Below are 15,870 nucleotides of genomic sequence, written 5' to 3'. Positions count from 1 at the left end.
GATTACGCAACAAGGTACGCTGCTTTGATGTTTCGGATTTCTGTTTTAGATCTCTGGTTGCCACCTTTCTGAAGAATAGTCAAGTTTTCTTAGATGAACGAGTTCAACTCTTCTTAAATAAGTCCAGTATAAATTGTCGCATAATGGGAAGAACCGGATGTTCATTTTCCTTTGCATATGCCAGAAGAATGTCTGTTTTGATAGCTATCTTATCCACATTAATAAAGCGAATAGCGAGATGGCTATATTGATATTGTACAGATTGTGGTACGACAGTGATTCCGGCATTTAGATGCACCAATTCGAGAATAGAGGAAATGTTATTGCATTCGTGATGTAGTGTCGGCATAAAACCCATTTGGGCACAATAAGCGAGCATCTCATTGTGGTAAACCGGAGCATATTTGGCGTGGTAGGAGATGAAAGGTTCTTTCGCTAAGGTAGAGAAGGTAGCGGGGAGATCGAAAGCGTTTGGAACAGCTAAACAAAATCCGTCTTTATACAGCTGCTCGGTAGCGAGATGAGGAGATGAACTAGGGCTGCGTATAATACCAATATCCATTTTCCCATTATCTAATGCTTCTATTTGTCGAATAGTAGATAATTCGAAGAGTTTGGTTTGTACGTAAGGATAGAGCTTTTGCAATTTTTGAATTAACAGACCTAGTTTTGATTTATCTACAGAACTGATATAACCAATCTTAATTTCACCGGCTAGAGAATGATGAATTTGATAGGTCTGTTGTTGTACAGATGCTAATTTCTTCATAAGCATCTCGGTTTCTTTGCGGAAAAATTTGCCCGCTTCGGTAAGCTCGACACGTTTATTATCGCGGAAAAACAATATCGCCCCCAATTCTTCCTCTAATTCTTTAATCTGTCTGCTCAATGGCGGCTGAGAGATAAAAAGGCGTTTTGCTGCATTGCCAAAGTGAAGCTCTTCGGCAAGCGTGAGAAAATAACGTAAATGACGAAGTTCCATACTTTTAAAGTATTAATATATGATAAATATAATATTTTTAAAGTATCGATAGCGCATGTAGCTTTGTAAAAAATAATTAGAAGGATGAAATCAACAATTCAAGAAATCGAAGAACGGTTCGATAAGGATGTGGAGCGGTTCTCTCAATTGGAAACGGGACAGCAAACGACCCTCGACGCAGCGTTCAATATGGAACTCATAACGGCATCTATTGAACGGTGTTATCCCCAGCTTAATGCCGTGTTGGATATAGGGTGTGGTGCGGGAAATTATATGGTAAAACTATCACAAAAAGTAACCGACATTGATATTACATTGCTAGATTTAAGTCAGCCGATGTTAGATAGGGCATTGGAGAGGGTAGGAGCAGTTACTATGGGTAAAGTGCATACACGAAAAGGCGATTTTAGGACGGTTGATTTTGGTACGGAAAAATTCGACGTCATCATAGCTACAGCAGTGTTACATCATCTTAGAGATGATAACGATTGGGAGTTTGCGTTTAAGAAATTATTTGATTTGCTAAACGATAATGGAAGCATTTGGATATTTGATTTGGTGCATCAAGCAGATAGTAGGTTACAGCGATATATCTATCATGATTTATATGGAAAGTATCTTGTAAGTCTGAAAGATAAAGCATACCGGGACCACGTTTTAGATTATATTGAGAAAGAAGACTCACCACGTAGTTTAATGTATCAATTACAGCTTTTGGAAAAAGTTGGATTTAAAAAGGTGGATGTGTTACATAAGCATCTATGTTTTGCGTCTTTTGTAGCATTTAAGTCTGTGTAATAAAATAACCGACCCCAAATACAAAATCCCCAAACGGGGATTTTGTATGTATTTTATCCAATAATCTGAACACTTTACGTTTCTGCCTAATCCCCTTGGATAAACTCGACTTTCTCCACAATCATTTCCTGCTCTTTTGCGTCCGATGGGACTTGACCCCGGAAAAGCCATAGATTGATTCTCAATCGTTCGGTTCCCCTATTAGGTGGGATATTGCTCCCTTGATAAATCCACTCATGGATACGGTTGTCTTCATTAACGGTTAAACCATGTTCTTGACGGCTGAAAAAATCGATTCTATCCGATTGCCAATTAAAGGAATGGGTCGAACGTTCTGTTAATAAATTCAAATCATAGCGTTCTTTGTTGCCGGAACGATTTGAAGGTTGCACGGCAAATTGGGAATCTTGATTGTCCGGATCTGACCATCTTGAAAACTCAATATCTATTTCTTCTTCATCATTGAGGTAGGTAAACAAACCTCCCACGACATGTTGGTCTAATTTGCTCACATCACTAGCTAGATAAAAAACATATTGGCCATAACCCAGGGGGTGTTTTAGAATTATTCCCGAACAATACCAGATACCTCCTCGCTGTATAATCTTTAGGTGTAGTCTGCCATCTTCATCGACCCATACATTATCTTCCGAATCTGAAAAGTAGTTCGGCCCGGGGCCGACTCTATCATCGTTCGATGTCCGGACAATCCACTCGTAACCCGAGAACTTGATTATCCGCTCCGTTCGCACCACTTGTTCATCGGGTTCATTTGCCTCTGATGAGCAAGACCATAATAGCACCGTTGCACTAAGGTATATTTTAAAGCTGTTTAAAAGGAATTGCATATTAAAAACTATTGAATATTTATCTTAACCTCTATATCTTCTATCTCCGCACCAGTCCTATCTCTTGCAGATAATAGCATGGTATCTTCTCCGTTACTCTCGCCATCATGAATATATAGCAGACTCAACGACCGGAGATCCGTCTGCATAAATTCCCCACCTTGCCCGATGATATCCGCACCTCTAATGAGCCAACCTTTTTCTGGCGCGACTTCCACGGTATAGATGATATCTGCAGCATCAGCGCCGGATAACTCCAGCAGATCTGTATTGATGACTACTGATCCGCCGTTTGATACGGAGATCGGTTCATTTGTTTCCACGACCAAGACATTTTGATTTGTTACCAATGTAGCGATAATCATAGGAGGGGGCAGCGTAGCATGTTCTTTTGAAGCCAAATCGTCGGTTTTATTACCTGCAGGGGCAGCCCCGCTTTCCAGCATAAAGGATACCCTTCCACTTGGGGATTCATTTTTATAAAAATTCGTGATATCAAAATTGAAAGCATCTACTTTTGACGTGGTCAAGTAAGAAATACGATTTCCGACTCGACCTGGTGCGTTATTAAAGGTAATGGTGGACTCTGACCAATTGTTGTTCGCCGCTTGATAAAGGTTTAGCGGGTAGCCATCTCCCGTGGTGAAACTAACAGCCAATCTGAGTCGCATATCCACAACGATTCCTGGCTTTTCGAAATCATCAAGATTAAACATGAGATACGCAAACCTATCATAAGCAGAATTAAGTGCTGGGCTGGAGTATTTCGGTCTAAGAAGAGGATTAGCTCCATAATTCGTGTTCGCATATAGTTCTCCCGGGCTATCACCAGCAACGAACGAATCAGCTAAAGGATATATCGTGTCTCTCACGAGCGTAGGATCCTCGCTGTCATCAATAGCCGGAGCAGAAAAATAGACGATAAAATCGACTGCATGTATCACGCCATTTGTTGGTTCTAGATTGGACGTGCGGATTTCCCATTGCCTCGCTGTCCCTTGATTGATCAATCCTACATAATTGTTATTCCGGGAAAGGAACAACGTTTGTCCGTTTTCCGTTTCATAGGGGAGCGGTTGGTCACGGACGATGGTCGGATCAGTAAAAATAACACGTTCTTTTACAATATGGTATCGTAACATGTTTCGCAGAATAGGCAGAGGAATATCTTCGATAGAACTGTAACCACTGCTTTGCAGGTAGGCTTCGAAAGCCGTGTTATTAGGAACGATAAAGGTCCTTTCCTCATCTTGATAGAGATTTTGAAGTCCGGTGCGTGTGATTGCCCTTTCCAGCTGATCAAAATCATCGTTTGCTTGGATAAAGCTCCATGCCGTCACATCTAATACACCGTCCACTCCAGAAGGCTCGTATTTAAAGTTCTCCTGAATCTCGCAACTTGTCATCAATAATACAGTCGTGATACAAGCTGTTAAAAATCGGTTTAAAATTATCTTCGTTTGCATAATAAATTTTCTTTATTATCAATGTCTTTGCATCAAATTATCTGTAAAATTCGTTTTGTACCAGATTAGGATTACGATTGATAGCATCCTCATGTATTGGCCATAAAATATTACGCGGATCGCTTAATCCGTTGATTGGTTGCATCACCTCAATAGCTTTATCAGTCCTGACGAGATCAAACCAGCGATGCCCTTCGAAACATAGCTCTATCGACCTTTCGTGCATGATTGCCGAGACGACATTACCGTATTCTTGCGTTGCCGTTGCTTCAGTCAATGCTTCCAATCCTGCCCGACTACGGATACTATTCAATAAAGGGAGCGCAAGGCTATTCTCATCCAAACGAGCATGTGCTTCCGCTTTTAACAACATAATATCTGCTAACCGGACCAAAATAATATTGTTTTGGGAAGGATCTGGACTTTCATCATTAAAACCTTCGCCAAAAAATTTCCAGATTTTTCTCGGTTGTGCCTGGGTATTGTCCCAAATCTTGGGTTTGCGCAAATCTCCTTCTTCGAAAGAAGTCATAAATTGCTCACTTGGAAAATAATTTGCATCATTACCTAAGGCATAGAGTACCCGCATAGCATTCGTTTGAACTTCATTGTAACCGACTTCGAATATACTTTCGCTACTCAATCCCGCAGAAAACATATTGTTCCAATTGCTGATGGAAACCAAAGAGTACACTGGATTATCGATGACGCGTTCTGCAGCTGTAATCGCTTGTTCATATTGTTTACGCCACATGTATACCTGTGTGAGCATACCATCAGCACTACCTTTTGTAATCAAAACTCGATCTCGTTCACCTCCGTAACTAGGTGCACAGAATTCCGACGCATACAATAGATCGTCAACAATTTGGTTAAGGATAGTTTCTTTATCCGTTTTGGACACAAATAAATCCTGTTGTACACTCTCATAAGGTTCCAGGGTGAAAGGGACATCACCCCACACCCTGATCAAATAAAAATATGCTATAGCACGCAACGCCCTTGCTTGGCCTATCAATTGATTCCGTAAGGCACCAGTTTCGTCTTCGAAAACTTCAGGAATATATTTTATAGCATAATTGGCACGACTGATTACGGTATACAGGTTATTCCAATTGGATGATGTGATAATAGGTGTCAACGTATTCTGGCGAAGTGCAAAAGGATCTCCCGCATGGTTGGTTTCGATCGCATCTGCTCTTCCTTCTCCCCAGTAGGCAAAATTAAGTCGAAACGAAGATTGCATAGCATCATATATTCCATAAACACCTGCCTGTGCGTCACTCGCGGTTTTGTAAAAACCCTGCGCGGAGAAACTACTAATTGGTTCTTTATCCAGGAAAGAACAGGAACCCATCAATAGAACGGATAAAAAGGCAATCCATTTTATTATATTTTTTTTCATAACCTACAATTTAAAGACCTATATTAAAACCAAAAATGAACGTACGGCTCTGTGGATATGAACCTTCGTCCACGCCTACCCGCAATCCTGCGTAAGAATTTACGTCCGGATCAAAGCCTGTATATTTCGTCCAAGTGATTAGGTTCGTCCCTGTGACAAATGCATCTAAACTCCTTATACCGATTCTGTTGATCAAGGTGGGGGAGAAACGGTAACGAAGGTTGACATTTTTTAACTTGATATAAGAACCATCCTCTACCCAGCGGCTCTGCACACGGCTTTCGCTTTGCATAGGATCATCCCGTACAGGTCTTGGGTAATCGGTAATATCTCCTTGCTGACGCCATCTTTTCAAGGCATCAGTAGAAAGATTGTTGTACCGCACGATGGTATTTCGCTGGTGATTGATCTCACTGTATATATCATTGCCATAGGAGAATTGAAACAGTACATTCAAAGAGAAATTTTTGTAACTAAAATCGTTGGAAATACCGCCAAAAAAATTTGGTTCCGCTTTACCAATGATCTGCCTATCATCCTGATTAATAATGTTATCTCCGTTTAGATCGTGCCAGATGGGATCTCCTCCTTTGAAAACAGGACCCAGTGCACCGTTTGTAACCCCATTTACATTGTCTGCATCACGGGAGTATACACCGTCAAATTTCCATCCGTAGAAAATACCGATAGGCTGTCCCTCCTGCAAAATATGATACGCCCCATTTTGTATATAACCATTGGTCAATAAATTTTCCGGAAGGGATACAATCCGATTTCTGTTGGCACTGATATTGAAATTTGTTGACCATCCGAAATTACCTACCAGGTTTTTGGTCGATAACAAGAACTCAACACCTTTGTTTTGGATGTTTCCGATGTTCTGGGTGATTGTACTAAATCCAGTCGTCGTGGGAATAGGTACTTCATAGAGCAGGTCGCGAGTATTTTTGACATAATAGTCTGCATTTAGCGTAATTCTATTTGCCAGAAACGATAAGTCTATACCGGCGTTGTACTGCACGGTGGTTTCCCAAGTTAAACTAGCATTTGGCATCACTGACGGTGCTGCGCCCGAATAATCCAAATAATTGATTCCGACCAAAAATTCACCTTGAGATGTATAATTTCCAATGGCATGGTTTCCGGTACTACCCACGCTAAAGCGAATCTTTCCATCATTCATCACATTCCTTATACTTTCCAAAAACGTCTCGTCCGTAAAACGCCAACCCGCGGAAGCCGAAGGAAAGAAACCAAATCTCTTGTCGCGACCAAATCGCGAAGAACCATCTGCTCTTAAGTTAACTTCAGCTAGATATTTTCCTTGATAGTCATACGATGCTCTACCAAAATACGATAACATGGCACTTTCGGCTTCCACATTGACACCTTGATTGGAAATAACACTCGCCGCGTTTATTGTCCGGATGTCATCACTTGGAAAAAACATACCATCTAGCCCCGTACGCTCAAATCTCCAGTCTTGCAAACTGAATCCAAGTAAAGCCCCGAAATTATGATCATTATTGAACACTTTGTTGTACCGTAAAATATTTTCATTTGCCCAAGTGATGTTGTTTGTACTTCTGACGGCTCCCGTATTGTAACCTTCTCTGTAATCTAATATCGACGGCATGAATTCGTTCTCCTTCATCGTGGTGAAATCGAAATGTAGGTTACTGCGAAAACTCAGACCGTCCAGAATTTCGTATTCCAAATATTCGCTTCCGATAATTCGATGGCTTTTATTATTGTGTGTAGCATGCATGGCAATACCTACTGGGTTTCGTCGTCCCAATTGATAGCCATTCAGTGATCCGTCGGGAAAATACATGGACATTACCGGAGGTCTGACCAAGAGCTCACGAATAACGCTCAAGTTTCCTGTTCCACCTGCATTAATCCGATTGTTTGTGGCATTGGTGTAAGCAATGCTTTGCCCGATTTTCAACTTATTGGATACATTGAAATCAACGTTCAATCGGGAAGTGATGCGTTTGTAATTATTACTGATAATAATACCGTCCTGATCCAGATAAGAATTGCTCCATGAATATTGTACCTTGTCGCTCCCTCCGCGAACGGCCAAATCCACTTTGTACTGCCCGGCACTTTGCAACAATTCTCGCTGCCAGTCGATATCACCATTGTTGGAGGGGTTTAATGAATCTACTATTGTCCAGAATGGCTCTTCGGGGTTATCCATATTATTATACGAATCGATTACCGCTGCTCGATATTGACTGGCATTCAAGACGCCTAAATGCCGTGTGATCGAACTTACTCCCGTCATGAAGTTCGCTGTTATTTGTGCTTTTCCTTCTGCGCCACGCTTAGTGGTGATCAATACCACGCCGTTTGCAGCACGTGATCCATAAATGGCGGTGGACGCCGCGTCTTTTAGTATTTCGATTGAAGCAATATCGTCCGGGTTGATATCAGCCAATGGGTTTAACCCGAAGTTTTCCGTTCCATTTAGAGATGATAGCGAATTGGACTCTATTGGGACACCATCGACCACAAAAAGCGGGTTGTTACCAGAATTTAGTGAAGAATTCCCTCTAACCCGAATGGTCATTTCTCCTCCGGGAGCACCCGAATTGGACGTGATCTGTACACCTGGTGCACGTCCCTGTAAAATCGAAATTGGATCTTGAAGTGTGGTTTTTTCGATTTCATCGCTGCCTACCGAAGCAACAGATCCGGTCAAATTCCTTTTTTTCTGCTGTCCGTAAGCTACCACGACCAGATCATCCATCTCTACAGTTTGATCTTGGAGTACAATGGATAGTTCTTTTCGATCTCCTACCGTTACCGTAACCGGTGCTTTACCAACAAACGAAAATGTAAGTCTATCTTGTGGTGTGGCGGCAATGGAAAAAGTACCGTCTGGACCTGTTAATGTAACATTATTTGTTCCTCCGCTAAGTTGTACGGTAACCCCGGCAATAGGTTGCCCTTCTGCATCTTGCACTTTACCTTGAACTATCGTTTGTTGCTTGTTTATAGGGACAGTTTTCGGGTTGGATGTTGTCTCTTTGTTCAAGACGATGTTTTTTCCGGTTTGTTTGTACTTAATTTCGAAAGGAGACAGCACGTCATCTAGTACTTTATAAAGATGATCATCTTTGTAGTTTACGTTTATCCGTGCTGATTCGGGAATAATCCGTTGGTCAAACAGAATGTTGTACCCGCTTTGTTTTTGTAACTCACGAAGTACATAATCTAACTTAACATTCTTCTTGTGAAGGGTAATTTCCTGTCCAATAGCAGATGCATTGACCTGCAATGTTGCCGCAAGTAGAAAGGGGAGGGCTAAGGATAATTTCATTACTACAGGATTTTTGTTCGTACGGCATATTTCCCATAGCAATATGCCCAACCAATTTTTTTTATACATTTGCATTCGGTTGATTTATAATTTAACACGTTAGTTTCAATCTTTAGTCAAATTGACTAAGCTATGGGAGGTGCTGGTAACACCTCCTATTTTTTATAGACGATCTTTTTATTTCATTACTGTTATCCTCCTTCCGTTCAGTTTGAGTTTTACAGATCCAGTCCATTCTATCGTTTGAAGCAGTGTTTCGATGTTTTCGAATTTAGATACCTTGCCCGAAAACCTTACATCACTTACTTCAGACTTGTATTCTATATGGACATCATACCATCTGGCGATATCCTCCATAACGTTTTCCAATGGTGCATTGTCAAACGCAAAATCTCCGCTTTTCCAGGCGGTCACATAATACGGGTCTATTTGTGCAACGCTTACTTTTTCTAATTTGTTATCGTAAACCGATTGATCATTGGGTTGGAGTATATAAAATTGATCGGTGGATTTACTTTCAAATGCTACCTTTACGCTTCCTTCGATTAGTGTCGTTGTTACTTTATTTCGGAACGTGTTTATATTGAATTCAGTGCCCATTACTTCCAAGACCTGTCCTTTTGATTTTACCAAAAATGGGACATGCTTGTTATTGACCGCTAATTTTGTCACATCAAAATAGGCTTCACCTTCTAATTCTACCTCCCTAGCAGTAGTCCCGTTGAACGAAACAGGGTATTTGAGGGTGGAATTTGCATTTAACCATACCTTCGTTCCATCCGCCAATTGAATGACATACTCTCCACCTCTTGGTGTAATAAGTGTATGCGTTTTAGCTACTCTTGTGTTGATAGTAGAAGATTCGAGATAGGAGATACTTCCATTTTTATCGTTGACTGTAAAAAAATTGTCCCTGTTTATGTTTACAGTTTCCGAATTGTTCCCCAGTTCCTGGTACGTACCGTTTTCAAATATAATTCTGGCCTTATTACTGCCGGGGTGCACCGCTGTATTTGTGTCAGCCGTTTTGGGAGAGCGTTCTTCCTGTTCTAAGCTTGGTTGGAAAAGGATAAAATAGATACCTAAAAAAATGGCAAGTACAGCTGGTGCTGCAACAATCTTTTGATATTTCCTTTGTCGTTGCTTCTTTGCTTTGCCAACCGACCTGTTCCGAATAATAGCAACTATCTCCGGATTAACGAGTATACGATCGTACAGCTTTTTGCTGTCATCAGTTGAAACTTTTAAAGTTTTTTCTTCATGTAATTGATCCCATAGGAGCAAAATCTCTTTCTCAACGCGTGGAGTTTGCATCAATTCATGCAGTTCGGCATTTTCAGCAGCAGAACATTTGCCCTGCTGACGTTTCTTAATGAGATATATTAAACGTTGTCTGTCCAATTTTATGTGCTTTATTGTTATTATATCGCACAAGATTGGAAATAGGACTAGGTGTTTGTTAAAAAATTAGAAAAAAGCATATTAATCTCTGTAGCTTGATCCGAACGGTTTTTGTTGCGACAGCCAAATGGTTTTTTACTGTGTTCTTGGAAATAGCAAGCTGGTCAGCAATTTCCTGACAAGATAGATCCTCCATCTTATTGAGTACAAATACTTTTCTTTGTTGCTGGGGTAGTTCTTCTATAATTTTATGCAGGCTGTCATTTAGCTCTTTTATCAGTACAGCCTCTTGCGTGTCGTGTGGATTTCTATTAGAAAGTGTGCCGATATGTCCCAAGGCCTCTTCGCGGATTACCTTCCTGCGAAAATGAGAGATAGCAATCCGTTTAGAAACGGCATAAAGAAAGGGCAGTATACTTTCTGCCCCGTGTATTTTGTTCCTATAAATAAAAAGCTGGGTAAAGGTATCTTGCGTAGTTTCTTCGGCTTCTTCCCTATGATGGCAAAACCCGTAAACATATTGTAGAATAACTTGATGATACATCTCAAATATTATTCTAAAAGCGTTCGAGTACCCCGCTCTAAAGTCCGCTAAAACCGTTTCAGACACCTCTTTCATTATTTATTTTGTCAGGCCATTGGTAGAGATTATTAATCAAAAATATTCGTTTTAACGAATTTTTATTTCAAAGATATGAAATAAAAACAGTCATTACCAAACATTAAATTAAGTCAGTTAGCCGATATTGTCCAAAATAATTTGATAGTGTCCGGCGTGAATCAATCTATTTTATTTCTGGATAGGCGCCGGTGTAATAACCGAATTTTGCTGTTCCGATAGTCATTCTCCTGTTTCAATTCTGCTTCGTAAAACGAATGTTTATTCAAGCGGATAAAACGCTTATCCAAATCTACCGTATTCAAAGCTTCCAACGCTGCTAATACTTCTGGTATATCTTCCTCTTTAAAATCAGCTGAGTTTACCCTCATTTCAATATCCGTATAAGTCAAATATTGTAATCGGATATCTGCCATTAGACGATAATGCTCAAATTCGTTATGATTTAGGTTTGGTTGTAAGCCGTGCAATGTAGAAGCTACTATTTGAGCACTGTCTAAGAGGGTAGACATGGACAGATGCGTATCGATGATTCGTCCTTGTACAACTTCATACGGAATAGCTTTTAACGCTGTCCAAAAATCTTTTGCCTGTTGCTGATCAAAACCGTACTGTCTCTGCGCATATTGAAGAACAAATGGCTCTATATCTAACGGTCCAGTATTATTCGTACCCTCAAAGAAAGCCTCGATTAATAAGTTGAAGCCCGTAATTGGATAAACACGCCGGATAGCCTGTAGATCAGACGCATCTCTGCTAGATTCCCATATGGTAGAATATAAACCTGATGTTGACCAGGAAGTCATGATAAGACCTTTATAACCAAAATTTCTGGCCAGCGGAATAAAATCCCTAATATTTCTAAAGTGCTTCTCCCATTGTGTCAAGAAATAATTGTCGGGATGACTCCTGATAGAAGGAGCGCCCCATACCTCAAAACCGCTATTCAATAAGTTGTTGTGGTCACCAAACATATTAATATCCCAGCCATAATTCCAATCTACAAATACCGTTTCTTTAGGTAAACCTTGTAGTGCATCCGGGTACTTCAACGCGATGTCGGCCCAGAGCACGGGGCGTTTTCCTAAGCTTACGACAATATCGCAAAGTAGCTTGATGAAATCACCATAAAGCCTGCCTTTGCCTACTTCTGCTGCCTTTTTCTTTGATTCCGACGAATGCCCAAGTAAATATGTTTCGTCTCCGCCTATATGGATATACGCTGATGTGTGCGTGGAAATAAGGTCTCGATATAGTTCCGTAAATAGCTCTCGGTTTAATTCTTCTTTCAAAGGATTCACCTGGGAATAATCCTTTTGATCTTCTCGAAGATCCTTATAACGATAATGCCTAAGGATATATTCTACATGACCAAAACTCTGCTGAAGCGGTATTACATCAATCTTGAGTTGATTGCAATATGCGATGAAATCAATGACTTCTTCCCGAGAGTAAGCAAACCTATTGGCTATTAAAGGTTGTTTTTCGAATGGGTAAGTTCCTTCCCATTCCATGACCAATGTATTGATACCATTTTCACTTAATTTTTTTGCGAAAGCTTTTAACGCCGGCATTGTCATCACCTGTATCCGAAGATCCAAATGGAAGCCTTTTACTTCAAATTCGGCGGGTATCGTTCTCGTGTGTTGGGCATGCAGAGAAAAAGAAAAACAGACTAAAATCCAACAGGTAGCGATAAATAAAACATAATTTTTAAGATGCATTTTTTGATTATTTCTTAAGCCAGCAATTACTATATTATATAGTATATCGCACAACGTCGGAAATAGGACTAGAAGGGTTTAAAAAAAGAGCTGACTTTTTTAAGACAGCTCTTTTTGTATTAGTGCGAACTTAAATTCTTCGCTTTTTCTTCATCAAAATTAGCTTCTAATTCGGCAAGCTTTTTCTTTCCGTAAGCCATTTTGGTTATAACATAAAATAGTACGGGAATGATAAATATACCAAGCAATGTGGCAACGCTCATACCACCGAACACTGTCCAACCGATTGTTTGGCGTGAAAAGGCTCCTGCACCGGTTGATAACATCAGCGGGATAATACCCAAGATAAAAGCAAATGATGTCATGATAATAGGTCTCAATCTCAACTTAACGGCATCCAAGGTTGCTTCCATTAGCGGCATACCAATATCGACCCGCTCTTTTGCAAATTCAACGATAAGGATCGCATTCTTTGACGCAAGTCCGATAATAGTTACTAAACCAATTTGTGCATAAATATTGTTATCCAATGCTGGGATAAACAACAGGGTCAAGATTGCACCAAATACCCCAATGGGTACCGATAACAAGATAGAGAAAGGAACTGACCAACTTTCATAGAGGGAAGCCAATAGTAAAAATACAAACACGATACACAAGCCGAAAATCATAATCGTCATGTTACCGGATTGTTTTTCCTGTAAAGATAATCCAGAGAAATCATAACCGTATCCATCGGGTAGGGTTTGTGCGGCAACTTCCTCTAAAGCACGGAGTGCATCCCCGGAACTGTATCCCGGAGCTGCAGACCCACTGACCTCAATGCTCCGGAAGATGTTGTAGTGATTGATAATAGATGGATTTTGCACTAGTTCCCAATTGATAAGGGCACCTAATGGTACAGATTCTCCTTTCACATTATTAACGTATAATTTATTGAGATCCTCTATATTCATGCGATAGTCCTGATCAGCTTGTGTTACGACACGGAAGTTACGTCCATAGCGCGTGAAATCGTTGACATAAGCTGAACCGAGATAAGCTGATATCGTACTGTATACGGATGATATAGGAACCGACATTCTTTTGGCTTGTTCCCTGTCTACTGTAATTTTGAAGTTGGGGGAATTTGAGCTGAAAAGTGTATAGGCCATCCCTATTTCAGGCCGTTGGTTTGCCGCCGCTAAAAACTGCCCGACAACTCCTTCAAACTGCTTGATATCGACGGTCTGATGGTCTTGTATCATCATGGAGAATCCGCCCGATGTTCCCAATCCTGGAATAGCCGGTGGAGTTACCGCCAAAATATTCGCTTTATCGTATCCTGCATATTTAGCCATAATACCACCCGCGACGTCGGCAGCAGTACGTGTACGCTCTGCCCAAGGCTTTAAAGAGACGAATAATGTTGCTCCATTCGACTTAAAGGATCGGTTTAAGATATTAATACCGGCGATAAGTGTTACGTGTTTGATTTCGGGATAGTCTTTTCTTAGTTCTGTTTCTAATTCATCCAGCACCTGTGCTGTACGAGCCGCAGAAGCTCCTTCAGGTAACGTTACCCCCGCAAAGAACATTCCGTTATCTTCTGTAGGAATAAATCCTGTTGGCTTTACATTAAACATATATCCGGTACCCACATATACACAGACCAGGATAATAAGCGCCAAAGGAGCTTTGCGAATAACGGCTTTTACACCTCTAGAATATTTATGCGTTACACGATCGAACCAAAGGTTATATTTATAGAAAAATTTATTCAAGCCTTTAGCATCTTTGTTTACCGCAGTAGGTCTCATCATAATGGAGCATAATGCCGGTGTCAGCGATAGCGCGATAAAAGCAGATAATAATACGGACACCGCGATGGTAATGGCAAACTGTTGATAAAGCTGTCCAACCATTCCGGGAATGAAACCAACGGGTACGAATACGGCGGCCAAGATAAAACCAATGGCGATAACCGGAGCTGTAATATCTTTCATTGCATGACGGGTAGCTTCTTTCGCATCCATCTTGTAATGGTCGATATAATGCTGAACAGCTTCCACCACGACGATAGCATCATCCACCACGATACCAATAGCCAAAACGAAGGCTAGTAATGTCAAGTTGTTGATGGAAAATCCAAACAGCGTAAAGAAGATAAATGTTCCAACGATAGAGACCGGAATAGCAAGTACCGGGATTAAAGTAGCTCTCCATGATTGTAAGAAGAAAAATACCACAATCGTAACCAATATCAGTGCTTCCACCAACGTATGGATAACGGACGAAATGGATGCTTTGACAACCGAAACGGTTTCATATCCCACGACATAATCCACATCTTCAGGGAATGATTTTTTTAATCCTTCCAGGGCACTATATATACCCTCGGCTGTTTCCACGGCATTACCGCCCGGTGTCTGGGCAACCATCATCCCGGTAGAGACCATGCCATCCACTCGTGTAGTGGTTGAATAGGCAAACGAACCCAACTCTACTCGTGCCACATCTTTCAGTTGTACGATAGAGCCGTCAACGGGATTTGTTTTGACAATGATTTCTTCGAAATCTTCCTCGGAAGATAGATCAGAATCGGTAATGACCGGATATTCGAATACTTGAGAGTTGTGCTGGGGTGGAGCACCGACCGAACCACCCGGCATCCGCAAGTTCTGTTCTGCGATTGCACTAGAAACGTCGGCAGGGGTTAAGTTTAATGCTGCTAACTTGTTGGCATCAAGCCATATCCGCATGGAGAAGGGCTGGCCAAAGGCAGTCACGTCACCCACACCCTTTACCCGCATGATGGCATCCCTAACATACAAGTTGGCGTAATTAGCTAAAAATTTATCATCACGTGTTCCGTCCGGCGATACTAATGAAACGAGCATTAGGATATCTGTATTTGCTTTACGCGTGGTTACACCTAAACGACGTACAGCCTCGGGTAAAGCCGGCTCGGCGATACCGACACGGTTTTGTACATCGAGCGTAGCGATATCAATATCTGTACCCACTTCAAAAGTGACTGTGATACTCGACTGCCCGTTTGAGGTACTGTTAGAAGACATATAAATCATGCCCGGCGTACCGTTAATCTGGCTTTCTATTGGTGTTGTCACCGTTTGTTCAACGGTCTGCGCATCTGCACCGGTATAGTTTGCCGTCACGGTAACGGTGGGAGGAGCGATGGATGGATATTGACTGATGGGCAACGTCAGAATGGAAATCGTACCTATAATCATAATCAATATAGAGATAACGATTGCCGTGACGGGCCTTCTTATAAAAACTTCTGATATCATTTC

General features: G+C 41.1%; 10 protein-coding genes. 1 reads left to right on the top strand and 9 read right to left on the bottom strand.

What is annotated here, in order from left to right:
• Positions 1 to 103: 103 nt before the first annotated feature.
• Entirely contained in the window at positions 104 to 982 is an 879-nt protein-coding gene (locus FXV77_RS13110) for a LysR substrate-binding domain-containing protein (protein WP_148919690.1), read from the bottom strand.
• A gap of 84 nt (positions 983 to 1,066) precedes the next feature.
• Here FXV77_RS13110 and FXV77_RS13105 point away from each other — a divergent pair, with 84 nt between their 5' ends.
• Positions 1,067 to 1,780 carry a class I SAM-dependent methyltransferase gene (locus FXV77_RS13105; protein ID WP_148919689.1) on the top strand — a complete coding sequence of 238 codons (714 nt, stop codon included), beginning with the start codon at positions 1,067 to 1,069 and terminating at the stop codon, positions 1,778 to 1,780.
• Between the two features lie 86 nt (positions 1,781 to 1,866).
• On the opposite strand, the gene FXV77_RS13100 is transcribed toward FXV77_RS13105, so the two are convergent.
• From FXV77_RS13100 to FXV77_RS13065, 8 genes are all read right to left on the bottom strand, one after another.
• A complete protein-coding gene (locus FXV77_RS13100) occupies positions 1,867 to 2,628 on the bottom strand; it encodes a glycoside hydrolase family 16 protein (protein WP_148919688.1) in 762 nt (253 codons plus the stop codon).
• Between the two features lie 8 nt (positions 2,629 to 2,636).
• Entirely contained in the window at positions 2,637 to 4,094 is a 1,458-nt protein-coding gene (locus FXV77_RS13095; protein ID WP_222867793.1) for a CBM96 family carbohydrate-binding protein, read from the bottom strand.
• A 37-nt stretch (positions 4,095 to 4,131) separates the two neighbouring features.
• Complete coding sequence (locus FXV77_RS13090) at positions 4,132 to 5,499, bottom strand: RagB/SusD family nutrient uptake outer membrane protein (RefSeq protein ID WP_148919687.1); 1,368 nt, start codon at positions 5,497 to 5,499, stop codon at positions 4,132 to 4,134.
• A gap of 10 nt (positions 5,500 to 5,509) precedes the next feature.
• Positions 5,510 to 8,830, bottom strand: coding sequence for a SusC/RagA family TonB-linked outer membrane protein (locus FXV77_RS13085; RefSeq protein ID WP_148919686.1), 3,321 nt, complete (start codon positions 8,828 to 8,830; stop codon positions 5,510 to 5,512).
• A 177-nt stretch (positions 8,831 to 9,007) separates the two neighbouring features.
• Positions 9,008 to 10,231: a FecR family protein gene (locus FXV77_RS13080; protein WP_148919685.1), complete on the bottom strand. Its 1,224-nt coding sequence runs from the start codon at positions 10,229 to 10,231 to the stop codon at positions 9,008 to 9,010.
• A 58-nt stretch (positions 10,232 to 10,289) separates the two neighbouring features.
• A complete protein-coding gene (locus FXV77_RS13075; protein WP_148919684.1) occupies positions 10,290 to 10,850 on the bottom strand; it encodes a sigma-70 family RNA polymerase sigma factor in 561 nt (186 codons plus the stop codon).
• Positions 10,851 to 11,011: 161 nt separating this feature from the next.
• On the bottom strand, positions 11,012 to 12,574 hold the full coding sequence (locus tag FXV77_RS13070; protein WP_148919683.1) for a beta-N-acetylhexosaminidase: 1,563 nt from the start codon (positions 12,572 to 12,574) through the stop codon (positions 11,012 to 11,014).
• 119 nt (positions 12,575 to 12,693) lie between these two features.
• Positions 12,694 to 15,867: an efflux RND transporter permease subunit gene (locus FXV77_RS13065; protein WP_148919682.1), complete on the bottom strand. Its 3,174-nt coding sequence runs from the start codon at positions 15,865 to 15,867 to the stop codon at positions 12,694 to 12,696.
• Positions 15,868 to 15,870 lie beyond the last annotated feature (3 nt).

It is taken from the genome of Sphingobacterium phlebotomi (assembly GCF_008180195.1).
Lineage (GTDB): Bacteria > Bacteroidota > Bacteroidia > Sphingobacteriales > Sphingobacteriaceae > Sphingobacterium > Sphingobacterium phlebotomi.
Note: the sequence above shows the minus strand (reverse complement) of the source record. Positions and strands in the feature narration are given on the sequence as shown.

Coding starts and splice junctions, on each gene's coding strand:
- FXV77_RS13070 (WP_148919683.1), bottom strand. CDS start 12,574: ATGCATCTTAAAAATTATGTTTTATTTATCGCTACCTGTTGGATTTTA.
- FXV77_RS13065 (WP_148919682.1), bottom strand. CDS start 15,867: ATGATATCAGAAGTTTTTATAAGAAGGCCCGTCACGGCAATCGTTATC.
- FXV77_RS13100 (WP_148919688.1), bottom strand. CDS start 2,628: ATGCAATTCCTTTTAAACAGCTTTAAAATATACCTTAGTGCAACGGTG.
- FXV77_RS13095 (WP_222867793.1), bottom strand. CDS start 4,094: ATGCAAACGAAGATAATTTTAAACCGATTTTTAACAGCTTGTATCACG.
- FXV77_RS13110 (WP_148919690.1), bottom strand. CDS start 982: ATGGAACTTCGTCATTTACGTTATTTTCTCACGCTTGCCGAAGAGCTT.
- FXV77_RS13075 (WP_148919684.1), bottom strand. CDS start 10,850: ATGAAAGAGGTGTCTGAAACGGTTTTAGCGGACTTTAGAGCGGGGTAC.
- FXV77_RS13090 (WP_148919687.1), bottom strand. CDS start 5,499: ATGAAAAAAAATATAATAAAATGGATTGCCTTTTTATCCGTTCTATTG.
- FXV77_RS13105 (WP_148919689.1), top strand. CDS start 1,067: ATGAAATCAACAATTCAAGAAATCGAAGAACGGTTCGATAAGGATGTG.
- FXV77_RS13085 (WP_148919686.1), bottom strand. CDS start 8,830: ATGAAATTATCCTTAGCCCTCCCCTTTCTACTTGCGGCAACATTGCAG.